At 69.8% G+C, this 21238-nt stretch carries 17 protein-coding genes and 1 pseudogene; 5 read left to right on the forward strand and 13 right to left on the reverse strand.

The genetic code is table 11. The features are described 5' to 3' along the window. Positions 1 to 55: 55 nt before the first annotated feature. The 7 genes from BZB76_RS12185 to BZB76_RS12215 all read right to left on the reverse strand — a co-directional run bounded on the left by BZB76_RS12185 (position 56) and on the right by BZB76_RS12215 (position 10252). The gene (locus BZB76_RS12185; RefSeq protein ID WP_121434362.1) at positions 56 to 1006 is read right to left on the reverse strand and encodes a helix-turn-helix domain-containing protein; all 951 of its coding nucleotides are present in this window, start codon (positions 1004 to 1006) and stop codon (positions 56 to 58) included. Between the two features lie 361 nt (positions 1007 to 1367). Continuing rightward, positions 1368 to 3932, reverse strand: coding sequence for a glycosyl hydrolase family 18 protein (locus BZB76_RS12190; protein ID WP_121434663.1), 2565 nt, complete (start codon positions 3930 to 3932; stop codon positions 1368 to 1370). Positions 3933 to 3941: 9 nt separating this feature from the next. Continuing rightward, on the reverse strand, positions 3942 to 4574 hold the full coding sequence (locus BZB76_RS12195) for a DUF305 domain-containing protein (protein WP_170180605.1): 633 nt from the start codon (positions 4572 to 4574) through the stop codon (positions 3942 to 3944). Positions 4575 to 4764: 190 nt separating this feature from the next. Further along, complete coding sequence (locus tag BZB76_RS12200) at positions 4765 to 5637, reverse strand: lytic polysaccharide monooxygenase auxiliary activity family 9 protein (RefSeq protein WP_121434364.1); 873 nt, start codon at positions 5635 to 5637, stop codon at positions 4765 to 4767. A gap of 106 nt (positions 5638 to 5743) precedes the next feature. Continuing rightward, positions 5744 to 7510: a chitinase gene (locus BZB76_RS12205; protein WP_121434365.1), complete on the reverse strand. Its 1767-nt coding sequence runs from the start codon at positions 7508 to 7510 to the stop codon at positions 5744 to 5746. 28 nt (positions 7511 to 7538) lie between these two features. Then, positions 7539 to 9086 carry a chitinase gene (locus tag BZB76_RS12210; protein ID WP_170180606.1) on the reverse strand — a complete coding sequence of 516 codons (1548 nt, stop codon included), beginning with the start codon at positions 9084 to 9086 and terminating at the stop codon, positions 7539 to 7541. A gap of 275 nt (positions 9087 to 9361) precedes the next feature. Then, positions 9362 to 10252 carry a phosphorothioated DNA-binding restriction endonuclease gene (locus tag BZB76_RS12215; RefSeq protein WP_121434664.1) on the reverse strand — a complete coding sequence of 297 codons (891 nt, stop codon included), beginning with the start codon at positions 10250 to 10252 and terminating at the stop codon, positions 9362 to 9364. 240 nt (positions 10253 to 10492) lie between these two features. Between BZB76_RS12215 and BZB76_RS12220 the strand changes: the two genes are divergently transcribed. Further along, entirely contained in the window at positions 10493 to 10966 is a 474-nt protein-coding gene (locus BZB76_RS12220) for a nitroreductase family deazaflavin-dependent oxidoreductase (RefSeq protein WP_121434367.1), read from the forward strand. A gap of 105 nt (positions 10967 to 11071) precedes the next feature. On the opposite strand, the gene BZB76_RS12225 is transcribed toward BZB76_RS12220, so the two are convergent. After that, on the reverse strand, positions 11072 to 12019 hold the full coding sequence (locus BZB76_RS12225; RefSeq protein ID WP_121434368.1) for a chitinase: 948 nt from the start codon (positions 12017 to 12019) through the stop codon (positions 11072 to 11074). A gap of 441 nt (positions 12020 to 12460) precedes the next feature. On the opposite strand from BZB76_RS12225, the gene BZB76_RS12230 reads away from it, so the two are divergent. Then, positions 12461 to 13300 (forward strand): N-acetylmuramoyl-L-alanine amidase, encoded by an 840-nt coding sequence (locus BZB76_RS12230; RefSeq protein ID WP_337959748.1) that lies wholly within the window; start codon positions 12461 to 12463, stop codon positions 13298 to 13300. A 57-nt stretch (positions 13301 to 13357) separates the two neighbouring features. Here the strand turns inward: BZB76_RS12230 and BZB76_RS12235 are convergent, their stop codons facing one another. Further along, the gene (locus BZB76_RS12235) at positions 13358 to 13795 is read right to left on the reverse strand and encodes a MarR family winged helix-turn-helix transcriptional regulator (RefSeq protein WP_211342954.1); all 438 of its coding nucleotides are present in this window, start codon (positions 13793 to 13795) and stop codon (positions 13358 to 13360) included. Positions 13796 to 13860: 65 nt separating this feature from the next. Between BZB76_RS12235 and BZB76_RS12240 the strand changes: the two genes are divergently transcribed. The 3 genes from BZB76_RS12240 to BZB76_RS12250 all read left to right on the forward strand — a co-directional run bounded on the left by BZB76_RS12240 (position 13861) and on the right by BZB76_RS12250 (position 16769). Beyond that, positions 13861 to 14910 (forward strand): substrate-binding domain-containing protein, encoded by a 1050-nt coding sequence (locus BZB76_RS12240; RefSeq protein WP_121434370.1) that lies wholly within the window; start codon positions 13861 to 13863, stop codon positions 14908 to 14910. Between the two features lie 48 nt (positions 14911 to 14958). Further along, complete coding sequence (locus tag BZB76_RS12245) at positions 14959 to 15966, forward strand: alpha/beta fold hydrolase (RefSeq protein WP_121434371.1); 1008 nt, start codon at positions 14959 to 14961, stop codon at positions 15964 to 15966. 134 nt (positions 15967 to 16100) lie between these two features. Next, positions 16101 to 16769: a peptidylprolyl isomerase gene (locus BZB76_RS12250; protein ID WP_121434372.1), complete on the forward strand. Its 669-nt coding sequence runs from the start codon at positions 16101 to 16103 to the stop codon at positions 16767 to 16769. A gap of 62 nt (positions 16770 to 16831) precedes the next feature. Here the strand turns inward: BZB76_RS12250 and BZB76_RS35260 are convergent. From BZB76_RS35260 to BZB76_RS12270, 4 genes and pseudogenes are all read right to left on the reverse strand, one after another. Then, positions 16832 to 17164: pseudogene (locus tag BZB76_RS35260) on the reverse strand (aldo/keto reductase); the annotation flags it as partial. A gap of 79 nt (positions 17165 to 17243) precedes the next feature. After that, on the reverse strand, positions 17244 to 18707 hold the full coding sequence (locus tag BZB76_RS12260) for an aldehyde dehydrogenase family protein (RefSeq protein ID WP_121434374.1): 1464 nt from the start codon (positions 18705 to 18707) through the stop codon (positions 17244 to 17246). A gap of 39 nt (positions 18708 to 18746) precedes the next feature. Then, a complete protein-coding gene (locus BZB76_RS12265; protein ID WP_121434375.1) occupies positions 18747 to 19862 on the reverse strand; it encodes an NAD(P)-dependent alcohol dehydrogenase in 1116 nt (371 codons plus the stop codon). Next, entirely contained in the window at positions 19859 to 21196 is a 1338-nt protein-coding gene (locus BZB76_RS12270; protein ID WP_121434376.1) for an amidase, read from the reverse strand. Before BZB76_RS12270 ends, BZB76_RS12265 begins: the two co-directional genes overlap by 4 nt. Positions 21197 to 21238 lie beyond the last annotated feature (42 nt).

A 21238-nucleotide genomic window follows, 5' to 3' on the forward strand; every position in this document is an offset into this window, starting at 1 on the left:
CTCCGCGTGCCACCGGTCGTCGGACCGGTGGCACGCGGAGCCGCCCCCGCCCCCATCATTCGTCCTCCGCGAGCGCTCGGATGTCGGCTCCGATCGAGGCCAGCAGGTCACGGGCGTCGTCCCCGTACACCGCCGCCTGTTCGAGCCGCGCCCACTGCCGCTGGTAGAGGGCGATCTGCAGGGGGTCGCCGACGGTGAGGTTGGCGTGCACGGTCTCCACCAGGGCCAGTGCGGCGGCCTCGTCGGCCTCGAAGCCGTCCCCGTCCCCGTCCCCGGGCCCGTCCCTGTCGCCGTGCCCGCCGCTGGGCGCCGCCTCGATGGACTCCAGGACGACGAAACCGTGCGGGGCGTGCGTGCGGGCCGGGGCCGAGTGCGGGATCAGACCGATGGAGACGTTCTCCAGGGTGCTCAGCGAGGCGATCCGGTCGAGCTGGGCGAGCAGCACCAGGGCCGGGCCGACCCGCCACCGCAGCGCCGCCTCGGTGATCAGGAACTCGAATCTGGTGGCCGGGTCGAACAGCGCGGCCTGGCGGTCCAACCGGGCCGTGACCACCACCGGGAGGTCGGTCTCGAGGTACGGGGGGTCGAACATGGCGAAGACCCGGCGCGCGTACTCCGCGGTCTGGAGCAGACCCGGAACGAGCGAGGGTTCGTAGATCCGCTTCGTCCTGGCCCGGCCTTCGATCTCCTGGATGTCGTCCTGGAGGTGGCCCTGATCGCGCAGGGCCGTGGACCAGGGATGGACCTCGGTGTAGGCGGCGTCGGCCAGGACGCCCAGCATGGCGCCGACGTTCTCGGAGCAGCCCACCGCCGCTCCCCAGGAGGCCACCTCGACGGCGGTCGGAATCGTGATCGCCGACTCGATGCGGGAGACCTTCGACTGGCTGATCCCGATCCGCTCGGCGAGCTGCCGCCCGGAGAGCCCGGCCTGGTCACGAAGCCGCCGCAGCTCTCCGGCCAGCCGCCGGCGGCTGCTGAGAAGGGTCCTGTCGTCCTCCGTGACCACGAAGCCCCCGAATTCACGTGCATCATGCTGAATCGCTGATCTTTCGCCGAATTCTCGGACGGTTTCGACTTGGAGCGAGTCAACAGCGCTGCGGAACCGGATGTCAACGGCTGATTCCGGTGCCGGATGCCCGCATGTGGACACGAAGATCGTTATCAACTGATGCAGATCTTGATTCAGAACTATTCAGCCAGCTGAGCGGCATGAACCGAGATCAAGATCGATTAATGGCGCTTCGGGTTGTGTGGAAAATTGCGCTTTCCGTCCCGGACATGGGTCAGGGCCGGTGCCGCGCTGTTCGCAGCCGGCACCGGCCCTGGGTTCAGCGGATCAGCCGATCAGTGATCGGCGGATCGGTCGATCATTTACCGAGGCTCTCGTCGAGAGTCTTGGTCAGGACGCCCGGGTCACCGGACATCTCCCAGATCATCGCGCCGAGCATGTTCTTCTTCTTGAGCCAGTCGACCTTCTTCTGGATCGACCACGCGTCGTCGAACGTCCACCACTGGCCGTTCTCACCGGTGTAGCAGGACGTCGCGACCGCCTGCTCGTCATGGACGATCCGGCAGTTCGGGACGCTGGCGAGCAGGTTGCTGTACCCGCGCGTTCCGGCCTCCTCGGCGAACTGGCCGGGGGCCGCGCCGTTCGCGTCCTGCCACTCGCCGCCCTTGCCGCCGTCCTTCACTTCCTTCCAGCCGCGGCCGTAGTAGGCCAGGCCGATCGTCAGCTTCCGCGGGTTGATCCCGGCGTCCAGATACGGCTGCACAGCGTTCTCGACGCTGAAGTGGAACGAGTACGGGTCATCTTTGTCGGTGTACAGGTTGCCCTGGTGGCCCGTCCGCTTGGGCTCCCAGGAGTCGTCGCTGCCCGCGCCGTGGAAGTCGTAGCCCTGGATGTTGAACATGTCCATGGACTTGGCGACCTCCGCCAGTTCCCAGCCGGCCTCGATCTTCGCCGGGTCGGCGGGGGTGAACGCGGTGAGCAGGTAGCGCTGGCCGGTCGACTTGGTCATCTCGTCGAGCTGACGCCGGAACTCCTCGATCAGCAGCGTGTTATTGCGCTTGTCGTCCGGGCTGACGTGGTTGCCCGGGTGCCCCTCGGCGCCCGGCCACTCCCAGTCGAGGTCGATGCCGTCGAAGATGCCCGCGCCCGTCCCGGGGCCGCCCGCGCCGTTGTACACGGGCAGGTTGCCCTTGATGTAGATGTCGAGGCAGGACTCGACGAACTTCTTCCGGGACGCGTCGGTCTTGGCGACGTCGGAGAAGTACTTGGAGTACGTCCAGCCGCCGAGCGAGATCAGCACCTTCAGGTGCGGGTACTTCGCCTTGAGCTTCTTCAGCTGGTTGTAGTTGCCGCGCAGCTTCTCCCAGCCGGTGTCGCCGACGCCGTCGACGGACTGCCCGGCGCTGAACGGACGCCCGTAGTCGGCCTCGGCGTCGCCCGCGCCGTCACCCTGGTTCGGGTCCTGCGGGTTCTGCGAGGTGCCCTTGGTGACACCGTGCAGACACGTCAGGTTGCGCGGGTCGATGTTGCCGAACGCGTAGTTGATGTGGGTCAGCCGCCGCGCGTTCCCGGTGGTGTCCAGGTTCTTCACGAAGTACTGGCGACCGTAGATGCCCCACTGGACGAAGTAGCCGACCTTGGCGTAGCCGTCGCCGACCACGTCGGCGGTCTGCACCTCGATGGCCGAGCTGGCCTCGGACACGTTGTCGTACTTGTCGCGGGCCTTGACGCTGAAGCTGTACTTCGTGGACGGCGACAGCCCCGCGACGTTCGCGGACGTCTCCGTCACGGTCGTCGCGACCTTGCCGTTCACCAGCACGTCGTAGTTCGCCACGCCGCTGTTGTCGGTCGAGGCGTTCCACGCCAGCTTCACGCTGCCGGAGTCCTTGCCGGTGCTGCGCAGCCCCGTCGGGACGGACGGCGCCACGGTGTCGTCGGCCGGGTTGTTCGTCTTGACGGTGAGGGGCGAGCTGGCGGGGGACAGGGTTCCCTTGCGGTCCCGCGCCTTCACCGTGAAGGTGTACTCGGTGTTGGGCGTGAGGCCCGTGACCGTGGCGGCCGTGTCCGGCACCGTCGTGGCGAGCGTGTCGCCGTTGTACACCTCGTACGCGGTGATCGGCAGGCTGCCGGCCTTCGCCTCGTCCCAGTCCAGCGTGACCGTCTTGGTGGTCTTCACCGGCGAGGTCAGGTTGCCGGGCGCCGCCGGGGGCGCGTCCGCCGAACCGTCGCAGTTGACGTCGTTGACGCGGCAGGTGGCCGGCTGCGCGCCCGACCTGCTCACGGTGAACGTCGGGCTGTACGGCTCGGTGGTCCGTCCGGCGCCCACGGTGCTGTTGTAGTGGGCGGGGGACAGGGTCCACGTGTTCCCCGTCTGGCTGAGCGACCCGTTGTCGGCGTTGCTGGCGGTGACGCCGGCGGGCAGGGTGAACACGATCGACCAGGACTGGATCGTCGCCGAGGAGTTGTTCGCCACGATGAACTTGGCGCGCGATCCCTCGACGGAGTACGCGGCGGTGACGCCGTCCGCCGTCGGCGGCGCCTCACCCGTGCCGTCACAGTTCGCGCCGTTCAACTTGCAGTTCGCCGGCTGGGCCGCGGAACTCAACGTGAACGTCGGGCTGTACGGGTCGGTGGTCGCGCCGCCGCGAAGCGTGTCGATGTAGAACAGCGGGCGGAGCGTCACCTTGGTGCCGTCCTGCGACAACGTGGCGTTCTGCGGGCTGCTGGCGGTCACACCCGCGGGGAGCTCGAACGTCAACGTCCAACCGCTGATAGAGGACGAACCGGGATTGGTAACCACATATTTTCCGGTCGTCCCGGACAAGCTGAAGGTCGCCGTGAGGCGGTCCGCCGCGCGCGCGGGAGCGACGGCGAGCGCGGCCACGACGACGAAGGTGAGCAAGATTCCGATCATTCGGCGCATGCCGAACACCTACTTCCGGTGGGAGTCTTCCGGGGGTCGGGATCCTTCCGAGGATGGGGGGCCGAGTATCGCCAGCATCTGATCTATCTGCGCCGACCGTGACCGGTCGACGCGTGCCGCCAGGTTCCGCGTCCAGGCGTCCTCGCCCTTGCCGGTCTCCAGACGGGCCATCTGGAGGGCGTCGTCCTGGTGGCCGATCAGCAGGTTGAGGAACGCGCGCTCGAAACGGTCCGGCGGGTTCCGCACCAACACCGCCAGTTCGGCGTCGGTGGTCTGGGGCATGCCGCCGTGCGCGGCATGTTCGTGCGTCTGCGCGCGCAGCGGTCGTCGCCACTCGCGCAGGCGTCGCTGCATCTGTTCCGCCTCGGCGATCTGCGTGCTCTCGATCGCCAGGGCGAGCGTCCGCACCTGCGGACTGACCGGATGCTCCTTCGCCAGGCGCACGAGCTTCACGCCCTGTTCCTGGTGCGGCAGCATCATCTGGAGGAACATCACGTCCTGGGAGTTGAAGCCGTCTCCGCCGCGTGACGCTGGGGCGGGGCCGCCGGACGGCGAACCGCCGGCGGCCCCGCACTGGGCGAACACCAAGGCGACACACGCGATGAGGAGCGCCACCGCGCCGTATTTGACTACGCCGCGCATAGCCGCGGGACGTTCCGACGGGTCGCCGTCCGTCACAGGGGGTGCGGCCGCAGGGGAAACGGCCGTATGACGGTCGGTCGCAGGGAGGTCGGTCGTCCGGGGGCCGGCCGCGGGAGGTACGGCCGCGGGGCGTTCGGTCGCGTGGCGCTTCATGGGAGGCAACTCATCGCGTTCGGTCATCCTGCCGCGCTCAGACCTTCTGCCAGAGCGCGGTGGTGTTCGCGGGTTCCCAGCCCGCGAGCGCGGTGTGCGCTTGCAGGCACTTGTAGGACACGCCGCCGTACGTCACCTGGTCGCCCGCCTTGTAGGCCGTGCCGGCGGTCCAGGAGCCGCTGCTCGGCGGGTCGGTCGGCGGGTCCGTGGGCGGGTCGGTCGGTGGGTCGGTGGGCGGGTCGGTCGGTGGGTCGGTCGGGGGTGTGCTCGTTCCTCCGAAGTCGACGTCGGAACAGGTGTAGAACGCCTCCTCGCTGTACAGCACCCGCTGCCAGATCGAGTAGAGGACGTGCCTGCCGGTACGCGGCGGAATGTTGATCGTCCACTTGGTGAAAGTGGTCGGGTTCTGGCTCTTGAACGTCTGGATGTGCTCCAGGTCCGACCAGCGCAGCGGCTGCGTCGGGTCCCAACCCTGACGGGTGATGTAGAACTCGAAGTTGCTGCCCCCGTGCGGGGCGGTCGCGTGGTACGTGATCGTCTGCGGGCCGGACGACATCGGCTTGGCGGGCCAGTCGGCGCGCGGGAGGTCCAGGCCGCGGAACTTGGCCCGGCCGGCGCTGCACAGCTGCCCGTCCGGGATGAGTTCCCGGTGCTTGCCGCCGGCGTTGATCAGCGACACCTCGTTCCAGTCGTAGAACGGCTGGGCGCCGCTGACGGCCACGGCCGCCTTGCACGCGTCGGACTTCGGGCTCTCCGGTCCCTCGTTCTTACAGGCGTACACGCGGCTCGGCGGGTCGGACATCGTGCCGTGCGCGCTCGCGCCGGTCGCGGTGCCGAGCACCACGAGCACGGACGCCGCCGGGACGGCGACCGTGACCGCGGCCGCCTGTCTCGCTCGGTTCGATCTCATCGGGGTTCCTTCCGGTGGGGTGGGTTTCTCCGAGGAGGCCCGGACGCGGAGGCCCGGGGCCTCCTCGGAGGTACGGGGACGGCTCGCGAGACGCGAGGCCGAGGGGTTACGGAAGGCCGTTGAGGAAGGGGCGGTGGCTGTTCATGAACTCCCACTTGTAGTAGCGGTCCCAGTTGATCGACCAGGTCATCAGCCCGCGGAAGGCCGGGGACGTCCCACCGCGGAGCTGGTACGAGCCGCACCCCTGCCCCTTCACGAGGCAGTTCACGGCCTGCTGCACCTGGGCGGGCGGCGTGTGACCGTTGCCCGCGCTGACCGCGGCGGGCAGGCCGATGCCGATCTGGTCGGGGCGCAGGCCGGGGAACGTGTGACCGGTCTTCGCGACCGGGAACCCGGCCTTCACCATGTCGGTCATCGCGATGTGGAACTGCGCGCCGCCCATGTTGTGGTACTGGTTGTCCAGCCCCATGACCGGCCCGGAGTTGTAGTCCTGGACGTGCAGGACGGTCAGCGCGTCCCGCATCGCGTGGATCACCGGGAGGTAGGCGCCCGTCCGGTTGTCCGCGCCGCCCGAGCCGCCGTAGAACTGGTAGCCGACCTGCACGAAGAACGTCTCCGGCGCCATTGTCAGGACGAAGTCGTTCCCGTACTTGGCCTTCAGCGACTTCAACGCCGAGATCAGGTTCACGATCACCGGGGTGGTCGGGTTCCGGAAGTCGGTGTCACCGCTGTTGAGGTAGAGCGAGTGGCCCTCGAAGTCGACGTCGAGACCGTCCAGCCCGTACCTGTCGATGATCGCCGACACGGACCGGACGAACGCGTCCCGCGCGCCCGCCGAGGTGAGCTGCACCTGGCCGTTCTGGCCGCCGATCGAGATCAGGACCTTCTTGCCCTGCGCCTGCTTCGCGCGGATCGCGGCGGTGAACTCCTCCTCGCTCTCCACGTTCGGGCATTCGCTCACCGGGCAGCGGTTGAACCGGATGTCACCGGACGTGGACGACGTCGGCTCACCGAACGCGAGGTTGATGATGTCCCACGAGTCCGGGACGTCCGCCATCCGCACGTAGCCGGACCCGTTGGCGAAGCTGGCGTGCAGGTAGCCGATCAGCGCGTGCTTCGGCAGACCGGTGTCGACGCAGCCGCTCGTCCGGCCGCTGACCGCCGCCGACCTGGACGACTCGCCGACGTCGTTGTACGCGACGACCGTGTAGCTGTGCGAGCTGCACGCGTCCAGGCCCGAGATGGTGGCGCTCGTGCCGGTCACCGTGGCCCGGACGGCGGAGGCCTCGTACACGCGGTAGCCGGTGACCGTTCCGGGCGCCGGTTCCCACGACAGGGCGATCGAGTCGTCGGTGACCGTCCCGACCCGCGGGGACCCCGGCGCGCCGGGGACCCCGGGCTGGGGTTCGCCGCCCGGACCGTCCAGCACCACGTCGTCGGCGTGGTACGCGCCGTTGCCGTACCAACCGTGCAGGTAGATCTCCACGGTCTTCTGGTCGGCGCCGGTCGTGAACGACAGCGACAGCTTGGTGTAGTCGGACGCGGACGGAGCCCACGTCCGACTGCCACCGGTCACGCCCATGTACACGTAGCTGCCGCGCACCCACGCGGACAGCTCGTACGCGGTGTTGGGCTTGACGCTGACGGTCTGCGAGCACTGCCCGGTGCTTCCGGCGCTCACCCCGCCCGCGAGGGCGTACGAGCCCGTCCGCACGGGGGTGGTCACGGTCGTGCCGCCGCCGGCGCAGGTCCAGCCGTTCAGCGACCCGCTCTCGAAGCCGGCGTTGGCGAGCACGTTGGCCGCCTGCGCCGGGTTCGGGAGCCCGATGAGCAGCCCGGCGGTCAGCACCGCCGGGGCCCAGATCTTCTTCATGTCCGTCCCTCTGGGAGAGCGTGTCCGGCTACGGAAGCGTGTCGAGGTGCGGGCCCACCGTGCTGGCGAACCTGCCGCCGTTCGAGAGGTCCCAGTTGATCGACCAGGTCATCGCGCCGCGGATACCGGGGTAGGTGCGGGACGGCTTGTAGGAACCGCAGTTCGTGCCCTTGGCGAGGCAGTCCAACGCGTTGTTGACCATCCCCGGCTGGACGACACCGCCGCCCGCCGCGCCCGCTCCGGCCGGCAGGCCGAGCGCCACCTGGTCGGGACGCAGCCCGTTCTCCAGCTGGATGCAGGCCAGCGCGGTCAGGAAGTTGAGCGTTCCCTGCGAGTACACCTGCTGGTCACAGCCGAGCATCGTGCCCGAGTTGTAGTACTGCATGTGGACGACGGTGAGGATGTCCTTGATGTTCAGCGCGAGCTGGAAGTAGCCCGCTCCGGTGTTCTGCATGTCGACCGTCTGCGGCGCCATGGTGATGATCAGGTCGTTGCCCACCTTGGCGTGCAGCGCCCGCAGCGCCTGTCCCATGTACTGGGCGCTGATGCCGTTCTCCAGGTCGATGTCGACGCCGTCGAAGCCCCACTCGTTGATCAGCTCGTACATGGAGTTGGTGAACAGGGTCGCGGCGCCGGCGTTGCCGACCCAGATCGCGCCCTTCTCACCGCCGACCGACAGGATGACCTTCTTGCCCTTGGCCTGGAGCGCCTTGATGTCGGCCTTGAACTGCTCGTCGGTGTAGCCGCCGACCGCCTTGGCCAGTTCGGGGTCCACCCGGAACGAGACCTCTCCGTGGCGGCTGGTCGACTCGCCGAACGCCACCGCGATGACGTCGTACTCGTCGGGCACCTGGGAGAGCTTGATCTCACGTGCCGCGTTGACGAAGTCGTGCCAGTAGCCGGTCAGGAAGTGCTTGGGCAGCGGGCCGGTCGCGCATCCGTCGGTCGTCCCGGTGACGGCGACGCTGGCGGGGGACTCACCGGCGTCGTCGTAGGCCTTGACCGTGTAGCTGTGCGTGGCGCACTTGGCGAGCCCGCTGATCGTGGCGGTGGTGCCGGTGACGGTGGCCCGCAGGTCGGAGCCCTCGTAGACGCGGTAGCCGGTCGGCGAGCCGGTGCCCGCCGCCCAGCTGAGCGTGAGGGAGCTCTCGGTCCTGGCGCTGATCTTGGGGGTGCCCGGTGTGCCGAGCCGGTCGGGCTCGCCCGAGCCGCCGGTACAGGGGCCACCGTTGAAGGTGCAGTTCTCCGGGACGTCGGGACCGTTCCCGAGGAACCCGAACGTGATCGAACCGCCGGCCGGGATCGTGGCGTTGTAGTCGCGGTTCTGGAACGTGTGGCGCTGGCCGTTCTTGGTCAGCAGCGCGTCCCAGTACGAGCCGACGGAGGAGCTTGCGGGCAGGTCGAACTCGACGCGCCATCCGTTGATCGCGGTGTCGGACGCGTTGGTGAGGGTGAATCGTCCCTCCCATCCGGCACCCCAGGTGGAGGGCTTGCTGAACGTTGCGGTCGGCGCCTCGTCCTGCGCGTAGGAGGCGCCGGCGAGCGGTGCCACGAGCGCGAGCAGGAGGACGGTCAAGACACTGAGAACAGAGCGGGGGCTCAAATCTCACTCCATCGGTCGGAAGCTGGCGGATTCCCCCGAACCCCGAGTAGAGCGTTATTCGATAGGAAGGTTTCCTATCAGTTTTGAAGCAAGGTAACCAGCGACCGTGACCCGGGCAAGCCCTTCGTCGAACCTCGTCCATTTGCGCAGGCCAACCACCCCAGCTTGTACACCGAACCAGCCTCAGCGCGCGCGAATATCGGCACTAGTCGACAATGCCGCGCCCTTTCGCGGGCGAAACTCGACAGTCAGGCCGCTCGGGCCGGGCCGCGGAAGACCTGACGGGCATGCCAGTCGATGTGCGTGGACCCCACCGGGAGCAGGCCCGGCTGCGGGTCGCGTGCCGGTCGTCCCACCAGTTCAAGGACCAGATTCTCGGACGCGGCCGTCCGGCCGACGTACTTGCGCGACACGGTGATCAGGCGGTCGCCGGTCAGCCCGACGACACCCCGGTCGAACAGCCGATGATGCAGCGCGCACAGGCAGATGCCGTTGTCCAGCCGGTCCGGGCCGCCATAGGTGCGCCAGCGCACGTGCGCGGCGTCCAGGCCGACGGCCGCGCCGTTCAGCCAGCCCTCGTAGCCGCAGAAGGCGCAGCAGAACTCGTACGCCTCCAGCACCTCCAGCCGGAACGCCGGATCACGACGGCCGAGCTCCTCCTGGACGTCGGTGGGCAGCTCCGCGTCCTCCAACTCCAGGCCGACCATCTGGCAGATGTCGGCGTGCAGCGACGGCGCGAAGTACGTCTCCAGCAACGCCCGGACCAACCGGGGCAGCAACGCCGAATCGTCGGCGAGCGCCGCCGCGAGTTCCGGATGCAACCGGCCCGCCGCGCCCCGGGAGCGCAACGCCCCGACCGCGGAACCCGGGCTCGGCCCGCCGTCGGCCGTCCTGACCTCCCAGAGGCCGTCGTCATTGGTCAGATGGTGAAACGGATAACCGGGACTGGTCTTTCGGGGCGGCCCGAACTCGGCCAGCAGTCGCCGCAGATCGTCCTCCGCCGCCGAGAACTCGATGGCGCGCGGACCCTCATGTCGGAATCGTCCGAGCGCGTACAACAACAGCAGGGGTTTGTGCGGGGCGCGTACCCCGTCGTGCGAGTGTCTGCGGACCTTCAACACCCGCTCGACCCATTCCACGCCCGCCACCCTAGCCCGGTTCGCACCGCGTGTGACGTGCGGCGGCGGGGGTACCGGCCCCACGTGGCCGGACCGGTCAGGAATCGAGAAGCGCCCGCTCGGGAGCCGCGACTAGCGTCACCGTCATCGACCTGGGGATTCCTGACCGGGCGATATCGGAGGCATTGTCGGACCCCGTGGTCCGGCGATGTCGCGGGAGATAACGGTGCACGAGATGAATGGACCGATCGGAGGCGTCCGATGACGCGGAATCAGCAGGCGGAGCGCGGCGAAAAGCGCAGGCCCGGTACGCCGGGCGCGTTCTCGCGGTGGATGCAGCACCGGATGAACGCCCGGGTGAACCGCAAGGTCCGGCGTGGCCGTGGCACGTTCATGAAGATGGACGTGCTCATCCTGCACACGGTGGGCCGGCGGAGCGGGGAACGGCGGGAGACGCCCGTGGCATGGTTCACCGACGACGAGGGCGCCCGGCTGGTCGTCGCGTCGGGCGGCGGAAGTCGGAACCCCGACTGGTACACCAACCTGATGGCGCATCCGGACCGGGCGTCGATCGAACTGCCCGACCGCGACCCGGTCCCGGTGACGCCGCACCGGCTGGAGGGCGAGGACCGCGAGCGGGCCTGGCGGAGCATCGCCGCCGCACAGCCACGAATCGCGAAATATCAGAGCAAGTCGGAGCGGGAGTATCCGGTCGTCCGGCTCACTCCCCGGTGAGCGGCACGGGCCCCGACACGGGCCCCGACACGGGCCTCGACAAGGGCCTCGACAAGGGCGCGGCCCGCGTCCCCGGAGCTGGGACGCGGGCCGCCTGGGGGTTGGTCAGAAACCGGCAGTGATCTTGGAGAATTCCCAGTTCTGCTGGTCGGTGCCGCTGCCCGGACGGTCACGGTTGACCGCCCAGAACGTGAAGCGGGACAGGCCCTTGGCCTTGGCCCAGTCGCGGATCTGGGTCCAGATCGCCGTGGTGGTGATCTCCCCGACGTCGGACTTCCCGTTCATGCCGGAGATGCCCATGTGGGAGTAGGCGACCTCGTCCGACCACTTGAACGCCGCCTTCAGCGTCTCCTTGAGGCCCTCGGACGACTTGACCGTGAAGCCGTACATGTCCGAGTGGCCGCTGAAGTTGAACGGCATGATCGTCCACACGTCCACGGGGACCTGCAGCTCGGCCGCGCGGTCGATGAGGCGCTTGCCCCAGGAGTTCGGGCCGCTGTTGAGGGTCGGGAACGTCATGATCGTCTGGATGCCGGGGTTCTTCTGCTCGACGATCTTCAGGGCGCCGAGAATCCGGTCCTGGACGGCCGCGCTCTCGAACTCGTCCTTGTTCTCGATGTCGATGTCGATGGCCTTGAGGCCGTAGGCGTCGATGACCTTCTGGTAGGCGCCCGCCAGGGCCTCGGCCGTCTGGCAGTTCGGGCCGAGCTTGTTGCCGGACCAGCCGCCGATCGACGGCATGATGTCACCGCCGGCCGCGCGGATCTTCTCGATCGTCCGGTCGTCCACGCTGCCCTTGAGCGGACGCTGGCTGTCCCACGCCGGGTTACAGCCGTTCTGGGCCAGGATGAAGGCCATCGTGAACATCTTGGTACCGGACGCGTTCATCACGGTGACCGGGTCCGGCGGGTTGCCCCAACCCATGTAGAGGTAGGGCGCGGCGTGCTTGGTGACGTCCGCCGTGGGCGCGGCGTTCGCCGAGCCCGGGACCAGCAGGGCCGCGACGAGGGAGCAGAGCGCGCTGATCAGGACGCCTGGGAGCAGTCTTCTCATTTCTTACTCCGGGTGGGAGGTGTGGACACGTGGGAGACCCCGAACCCCGAGATACGTCGCGAGAACGACATGGCGAAGTGACCTTGGCGGGGGGCGATCGGGGCACAGATGTGACCTCGAATCTTTAGGAAACTTTCCTGTTAATCGACTGAACCGTAACCAGACCGAGGCCGCCCGGCAACCCCCGGGTCCAAAAGACGTCCCAAGCCAGCCCAGCTAATGGACCGAACCACGCGCACGTCCAAAGAATGTCGGCACTTCTCGCCAATTCCCACCCCGCTCCCTCGGCAAGATCATCTGACCGCTTTTCCGGTGTTCTCGGCACCGGCACAGGTCGGCGGTGTGCGTGGTGTATGGGGGTGGTCCCGGTCGTTGTTTAGGCGGCTCTCGGACGCGCAGATTGGGGGAGGGGATGCGCGAGCTGTCACGGGGGGATGGCCGGTGCGGATTCATGGGTACGGGCCCGCGGTCGCCGGGCTGTGTCTGGTGATGCTGGCCGCGTGCGGCGGGGGTTCTGACAACGGAGAGTCACCGCCCGCGACGACGGGCGGCACGCCGACGTCCACGCCCGCGACGACGGGTGGCGCTCCGACGTCCACGCCCGGGACCACCGAGACGGGCGGTTCCGCGGTGAAGGGAAAGGTCATCGTCATCGACCCGGGTCACAACGGCGGGAACGCCGACCACCCGGAGGTGATCAACAAGCGGGTGTTCGTCGGGAACGGCTACAAGCCGTGCAACACGGTCGGCACCACGACACGGGACGGTTACACCGAGCACGCCTTCGCCTGGGACCTGGGGGTTCGGCTGGCTGGTGTGCTCCGGCGGCAGGGCGCGAAGGTGACGTTGACCCGCGAGAACGACACCGGGGTCGGTCCGTGCATCACCGAGCGGGCGGCCATCGGCAACCGGGCTCGCGCGGCCGCCGTCGTGTCGATCCACGCCGATGGAGCGCCCAGGTCCGGGCACGGGTTCCACGTCATCGAACCCGCCCCTGTGGGGAGGAACGCGTCGATCGTCGAGCCGTCCCACCGGCTCGGCGTGGAGATCCGGGACGGATACCGTTCCGGCACCGGCATGCCCTACTCGACCTACCGCGGGGAGGACGCGCTGGACCGGCGGGACGACCTCGGCGGGCTGAACATGTCCACCGTCCCGGCCGTGTTCGTCGAGTGCGGCAACATGCAGAACCCGGGCGACGCGGCGAAGCTGTCCAGCGCGGCGTTCCGGCAGCGCGCGGCCGAGGGCCTGGCCACCGGTCTCGGAAACTACCTCCGGTGAACCAAAGTGATTTCGCAGAGAAATATTCTGCGTTGAACTAGTCGCTTCGGCGGGGGGTCAGGCGAGCCGCGCGGACATCCGGGTGAGCAGGACCTGGAGCAGCGCCAGCTCCTCCCGGCCCACCGCGTCCTGCACGCGCCGCCACTCGTCCTCGATCGCGGTGGTCAGTCTGCCCAGCGTCTCGCGGCCGTGTTCGGAAAGGAACGCCAGCACCCTGCGCCGGTCGGCCTCGTCCACCCGCCGGTACACCAGCCCCGCCGACACCAGACGGTCGACCACCTTGGTCAGGGTCGGCGCCGGGAGCAGCGCGAACTCGGCTATCTCGGTCATCGTGTGCCCGGCGCCGTCGGAGAGCAGGGAGATCACGCGCCATTCCTCGACGGTGGAGCCGGCCGTCTTGAGCGCCGTGCCGAGCCGGGCCGCGATGCCGCGTTCGACCCGCGCGAGCACCCTCGGCAGGTCCAGCTCGTCCTGCGCCATACCTGTTGTAGTCATCGCGAGACCTAAGATTACCGTCTCTTCGAAACTATTTTGGTCGAGGATCCACTAACGTCCAGGCTATGGACGACTTGGGCGTCGCCCTGGTGGTGCCGCGCCAGGGGCCCGCGGGACTCTTCGGGCCCTCCGCCGAGCTGTGCGCTCGGCTCGCCGAGGAGGAGATCAACGCCGAGGACGGCGTGCACGGCCGCCGGCTGCGGCTCACCGTCGTCGACGGCGGCGCGCCGCCCGACCGGGTGGCCGACGAGGTCGGCGAGCTGGTCGTCTCCGGTGCCGTGCAGGCGGTCACCGGCTGGCACGTCTCGACCGTCCGGCAGCGGATCGTCCCGCGGGTCGCGGGCCGTGTCCCGTACGTCTACACCGCGCTCTACGAGGGCGGCGAACGCTCGCCGGGCGTCTTCCTCACCGGCGAGACGCCCGAGGGGCAGTTGCGTCCGGCGCTGGGCTGGCTGTCGTCGGAACTCGGCGTCCGGCGGTGGACGATCGTCGGCGACGACTATGTGTGGCCGCGCGACACCGCCCGTGCCGTCCGGTCCTATCTGGCCGAACTGGGCGCCGTCCTGTGCGACGAGATCTATGTCCGGCTCGGGACGAAGGACTTCTCGGAGCCGCTGCGCCGGATCGACGCGAACGGCTGCGAGGCCGTTCTCATGCTCCTGGTCGGGGACGACGCCGTGGCCTTCAACCGGGCGTTCGGGGCCTCGGGGCTGCCGCACCTGCGCTTCAGCCCGCTGATGGACGAGAACATGCTGCTCGCCTCGGGTGTGGAGGGCACCCGCGGCCTGTTCTCCGCCGCGGGGTTCTTCGAGACGCTGCCGACCGGCGACGGCCTGGACTTCGGTGCCCGCTACCACCGGCGCTTCGGCCCGCAGGCGCCGCCGCTCAACAGCATGGGGGAGTCCTGCTACGAGGGGGTGCGGCTGCTCGCCGAGCTGTTCCGCCGTAGCGGGGGCGAGCCGGACGTCCGCGCGATGACGGCCGCATCGGAGGGGCTCGGCTACGACGGCCCGCGCGGCCCCGTCGAGGTCCGCGACCGGCATCTGCGGCAGAAGGTCTTCCTCGCCGCCGCCGACGGGCTGGAGTTCGACGTGTTGTACCAGCTCACCCCTTGACCATTGATTCCAGAAGAAATATTTTCAGCGGGAACTTAAGGGGGGCTTATGGCCACGACATTCGAACTGGGCGACTTCGTCCTGCAGGGCGGCGCGACCCTGCGCGGTGCGCAGCTCACCTACGAGACCTACGGTGAGCTGGCGGCCGACAAGAGCAACGCGATCGTCTATCCCACCTGGTACTCGGGCCGCCACCAGGACAACGAGTGGCTCATCGGCGAGGGCATGGCGCTGGACCCGTCCCGGTACTTCATCATCGTGCCGAACATGCTCGGCAACGGCCTGTCCAGCTCGCCCAGCAACACCCCGCCGCCCTACGACCGGGGTCGCTTCCCCAACGTCACCATGTACGACAACGTCGAGGCCCAGTACCGCCTCGTCACCGAACATTTCGGCATCGAACGACTGCCCCTCGTCCTCGGCTGGTCCATGGGCGCGGGCCAGACCTACCAGTGGGCCGTCAGCCACCCCGAGATGGTGGAGCGCATCGCCCCGTTCTGCGGATCGTCCCGATGCAGCTACCACAACAAGGTCTTCCTCGAGGGTGTGAAGGCCGCGCTCACCGCCGACGACGCCTTCCAGAACGGCTGGTACACCAGCATGCCCACCAAGGGCCTCCGCGCCGCCGCCCGCGTCTACGCGGGCTGGGGATTCTCGCAGGCGTTCTACTGGGACCGCCTCTACGAACGGCTCGGTTTCAGCTCCCTCGAAGACTTCCTCGTCGGCTTCTGGGAGGGCTTCTTCCTCGACGACCGTGACCCCAACAACCTGCTCACCATGCTGTGGACGTGGCAGAACGCCGACGTGGGCCGCACCCCGGGCTTCAACGGCGACACCAAGGCCGCGCTCGCGTCCATCAAGGCCCGCGCCATCGTCATGCCCGCCGAGAAGGACCTGTACTTCCCGCCCGAGGACGAGGCCTGGGCCGTCCAGCACATCCCCAACGCCGAACTCCGCGTCATCCCCGGCGTCTGGGGCCACTTCGCCGGCAACGGCATCAACGCCGAGGACACCACCTTCATCGACAACGCGCTGAAGGAACTCCTCGCGACCTGACCCCGACGGGCTTCGGCCACGTCCGTGTTGCGGCCTCCGCGCTGGCCGCAACCGGACGCCGATCTCGTGGTCACAAGGCTTCGTCGGATTTTGCCACTACTCCGGTTGCGAGTTGATCACTACGGTGGGGCGGCATGAGACCGCGCTGGACCGTCACCGCCCTCGCCGTCGTTCTCGCCGCCGCGCTCGTTCCCGCGGGGACGGCTCAGGCGGCGCCCTCCGGTGGCGGGCACAAGGCCCGGTGCGAGTTCAGGCCGACGCCGAAGAAACCGCCCGCGAAGACGGTGCGGCTGCCCCGGCCGACGGCGCCCGCCCGTGGTGACGTGGACGTCGTGATCGCCACCAACTTCGGTGACGTCGTCATCGAGATGGACCGGCGGAACGCCCCGTGCGCCGTGCACAACTTCGAGAGCCTGTCCCGGCAGCGGTTCTACGACCGCACCCGGTGCTGGCGGCTGACGAACTCGCCTCGACTCGGCGTCCTGCAGTGCGGTGACATCTTCGCCGCGGAGGAGGGCGGCCCCGGCTACGAGTTCGACGACGAGCTCACCGGCAAGGAGACCTACCCGCGCGGGACGGTCGCCATGGGCAACTGGGGCCCGGACACCAACGGAAGCCAGTTCTTCCTCGTCCACTCCCGGGCCGACATCCCGCCCGCCTACACGGTCCTCGGCAAGGTCACCCGGGGCCTCTCCGTCCTCGACCGGATCGTGAAGGGCGGGATCACCCCCGGCCCGAACGGGCCCAACGACGGTGAGCCCACCAAGCCGGTCAAGATCCACCGCGTCCTCGTCCACGGCTGACCTGCGAAATCAGTAGCGGTCACCGGACACGTGGTCGGCGAGGGGGCCAGCGCCTCCAGGTTCGCGGCGGTCAGGCGCAGGTCGGCGGCGGCGTGGTTCTCCTTCAGCCGGGTCAGGTGCCGGGTGCCGGGGATCGGCACGATGTCCTCGCCGAGGGAGAGCACCCGGGCCGGCGCCACCTGGGCGGGGGTCGCGTTCCGGTGCCGCGCCACGTCGGCGATGGCGGCGACGATCCCTTGGTTCCGGACGATCGAAGCCTCTTGGGAACGGAAATTTCCGGCGGCGCGGATCTGGTCGGGGCGGCCGTTCGGCGTGGTCTGCCCGTTCCGCGTCACCAGCCCGTATTCACCTTCTTGTCGAGCTGGAGCGCCGACACCTCCGACCACACCGAACACGCGTCTGGGTGCTGAGGATCGGACCTGACCCGGGTGGGCGTGGCCGGAGTGGCCACGCCCGTGGGCTCGGCGTGGTGGGTCAGAGCGGGTAGTGGGCGGGTTCGCCTCGCATGGTGATCCAGCGGGTTTCGGTGAAGGCCTCGATGTTCGCGGCGGCGCCGCCGAAGCGGGAACCGGTGCCGGAGGCGCGGACGCCGCCGAAGGGCACGTTGGCCTCGTCGTTGATCGTCTGGTCGTTGATGTGGACGATGCCCGTCGGGATCTGCTCGGCGACGGCCAGCCCGCGCATCGCGTCCCGGGTCACGATGCCGAGTGACAGACCGTACTCGCTCGCGGCGGCGAGTTCCACCGCCTGCTCGACCGACGACACGCGGGTGACCGGGGCGACCGGGCCGAAGACCTCCTCGGCGAACGCGGGTGCGGTCAACGGGATGTCGGCCAGCACGGTCGGCCGGTAGAAGAGTTGCTCGTAGGTTCCGCCGGAGGCCAGCTTGGCGCCCTGGTCGACGCTGGTGGAGACCAGGCCGTGGATCTTGTCGCGCTGGCTGGCGTCGATGACGGGGCCGAGCGCGACCTCGCCCGCGGCGGGGTCGCCGACCACGAGCCCGCCCGCCTTGGTGGCGAGGCGTTCGACGAAGTCGTCGTAGAGACGGTCGGCGACGAGGTGGCGGCCGGTGGTCATGCAGATCTGGCCCTGGTGGAAGAACGAACCCCAGGTGGCCAGGTTCACCGCCGCGTCCACGTCGGCGTCGTCCAGCACCAGCAGTGCGGAGTTGCCGCCGAGTTCGAGGTGGGCGCGCTTGAGGTGTTTGCCCGCCAGTTCACCGATGCGGCGGCCGACCGGGGTGGAGCCGGTGAAGGAGATGACCCGCACGTTCGGGTCGGTGATGAGCGCCTCGCCGACGTCCGCGCCGCCGGGCAGCAGCTGCAGGAGGCCCGGTGGCAGCCCCGCCTCCTCGAACAGCTGGGCCATCAGGGCGCCGCCGGTGACCGCGGTGCGCGGGTCGGGCTTGAGGAGGACGGCGTTGCCGAGCGCGAGCGCCGGGGCCACCGAGCGGATGCCGAGGATGATGGGCATGTTGAACGGTGAGATCACCGCAACGACGCCGGCGGGCATCCGGCGCGCCATCGACAGCCGCGGCTCCTCCGAGGGGAGGACCTCGCCGATCGCGCGGGCGGGCAGGCCCGCCGCCTCGTAACACTCCTCGGCCGCCACGTGCAGGCCGAACCCGGCCACCGGCGGGACGGCTCCGACCTCGCGGATGTTCCAGCCGCTGATCTCCTCGGCGTGCTTCTGCCAGAGGTCACCGGCCCGCCGGAGAACCGCGGCGCGGGCGGTGTGCGGCAGGGCGGCCCACTCCCGCTGGGCCCGTGCGGCGCTCGCGGCGGCCTCGGCGACGTCCTCGGGCGTCGCCTGCCCCATCCGGCCGAGTTCGGCGCCGGTGGCGGGCTCGACCACGGCGTAGTCGCCGCCGCGTCCGGCCGTCCACGCACCGTCCTTGAAGATCTTTCCTTGCCAGTCGACGCTGTCGAGCAGTCCCACGGGTCGGTCCTCCTTCTCTCTGTCGTGTCTAAGGGTCTTTCAGTGCTTCATGCGCAGGACCGGTTTGAGCACCTCGCCGCGGCGGCTGTCGTCCAGCGCCCGTTCGATGTCGTCCAGCTCGTAGAAGCGCACCAGCCGGTCGAACGGGAACCGGCCCTGGCGGTTCAGTTCGACCAGGGTGCCGATGAGGACCTGGCTGCGTCCGCCGCCGCCGAGCGTGCCGACGATCCGTTTGCCCCACAGCGTGTCCAGATGGTCGAGGGCGAACTCCGCCCCGGCGGGCGCGCCGCCGATGAGCACGCAGGTGCCGAGCATGCCGACGCTGTCGGCGGCCTGCCGCACCACGTCGATCACGCCGGTGCACTCCAGCGCGTGGTCGGCGGGGCCGCCGCAGATACGGCGCACCTCCGCCACCGGGTCGGTCTCGCCGGCCTGGACGGTGTGCGTGGCGCCGAACTCGGCGGCCAGCGCGAGCCGGGAGGGGTGCCGGTCCACGGCGATGATCGTCGTGGCGGGCGACAGCCGGGCGGCCATGACGGCGGCCAGCCCGACCGCGCCGACGCCGTACACGACGAGGCTCGCTCCGGGACGCGGCCGGAGGGTGTGGAACACCGCGCCGGCGCCGGTGGAGATCCCGCAGGCCAGCGGGCCGAGCATCTCCAGCGGGGCCGTGCCGGGCACCACGACCAGGGCCTCCGCCCAGGTCAGCGCGTACGTGGAGAACGACGACTGGCCGAAGAAGTGGCTGTGCACGGAGGAGCCGTCGCCGCGCCGAAGCGCGCTCTGCCCGGCGTGCGGACCGAGCAGCCGCCCGCCTCCGCACAGGGCCTCGCCGAGCCGGGCGCAGTAGCGGGGCTCGCCGTCGCGGCAGTTGCGGCACGACCCGCAGGACGGCCAGCCGATGACGACGTGGTCGCCCGGCCGCACGGCGGTCACCCCGTCGCCGACGGCCTCGACGACGCCCGCGCCCTCGTGGCCGAGCACACCGGGGAACGGCATCGGCAGATCGCCGTGCCGGGTGATCTCGTCGGTGTGGCAGATCCCCGAGGCGACCACCCGCACCAGGGCCTCACCCGGGCCGGGCTCGTCGAGTTCGAGCTCCTCCACGCGGAACGGACCGCCCAGCTCGTCGACGACGGCGGCGCTCACTCTCATGACGGGTTCCTCCCCTGGACGAGGTCCGGACGGCGCGGCCGCGGGACCAGGCGTTCGACGAGCCGGGCCGCGTCGAGGACGGCGTCGTCGCGTCCCGCGGCCCCGGCGAGCTGGAGCCCGACGGGCAGACCGTCGGCGAGCGCCACCGGCACCGAGACCGCGGGCAGTCCGGCGGCGTTGAACAGCGAGGTGAGCCGGGTCAGCACCAGCTCGACGGGCCACTCCCGGCCCGCGACGTCGACGGTCATCGCGCCGATCGGCGGCGCCGTGATCGGGACCGTGGCGCCGACGAGCACGTCGTGGGCGCCGAGCGCCTCGGTCAGGAAGGCCGTTGTCCGGGCGATGGCCGCCTCGTCCTGCGCGGCGTCTTCGGCGGTGCGCGCTGGTAGGCGCATCAGTTCGGCGATGTCGGGGCCGAACAGGGCGGGGTTCTGTTCGAACGCGTTTCGGTGGTAGGCGCCGGCCTCGGCGAGGATCCTGTTCAGGACCGCCTCCGGCATGCGCGGTTCGTCGGGGACGGCGACGTCCTCGACCCGGACGCCGTGCCCCTCCAGCCGGGCGCGGACGTCGGCGAGGGCAGCGCGAACCTCGGGTGCCAGGACCGCGTCGAACCAGCCGCCGAGCCAGCCGACCCGTGGCGCCGGAGAGCCGTCCGGGGCCGCCCCAGCGAGCGGCGTCGCGGTGAGCGCGGACGCCAGGAGCGCGGCGTCGTGCACCGTGCCCGCGAGGACGCCGAGGTGGTCCAGGGACGGCGCGAGCGGCAGCACCCCGTCGAGCGGGATCAGGCCGCGGGTCGGTTTGAACCCGACGCACCCGCTCAGCGCGGCGGGAATGCGCACGCTGCCGGCCGTGTCGGAGCCGACCGCCCCCTGGGAACTGCCCACGACGACGGACGCCGCCGACCCGCCGGACGAGCCGCCGGGAATGTGCCCCCGCCGGTACGGATTGTGGGTGGGCCCGAAGAACGGGCTGTCGGTGCGCCCGCCCCAGGCCAGCTCGTGGGTGGTGTGCTTGCCGAGGATCACGGCGCCCGCGTCCCGCAGGCGCCGTACGGCCTCCGCGTCCCGCGCCGGGACGTGCCCGGTGAAGCGGGGCGACCCGTAGGCGGTGGGGACACCGGCCGTGTCGATCAAATCCTTGATGCCGACGGGAAAGCCGTGCAGGGGGCCGCGCCGGGTACCGCTCTCCAGTTCGGCGGCGAGTTCCGCGGCGCGGGCGCGGGCGGCCTCGGCCGTGACGGTGGCGTAAGCGTGCAGAAGCGGCTCGGTCGCCTCGATCGCGGCGAGCATCCGCTCGGTCAGGTCGACCGGCGATTCGGGCTCAGCCGAGGACATCGGGCCTCCGCACGTGGTCGCCGACGGGGTACAGGCTCATAT

The organism is Actinomadura pelletieri DSM 43383 (assembly GCF_003634705.1).
Taxonomy (GTDB): domain Bacteria; phylum Actinomycetota; class Actinomycetes; order Streptosporangiales; family Streptosporangiaceae; genus Spirillospora; species Spirillospora pelletieri.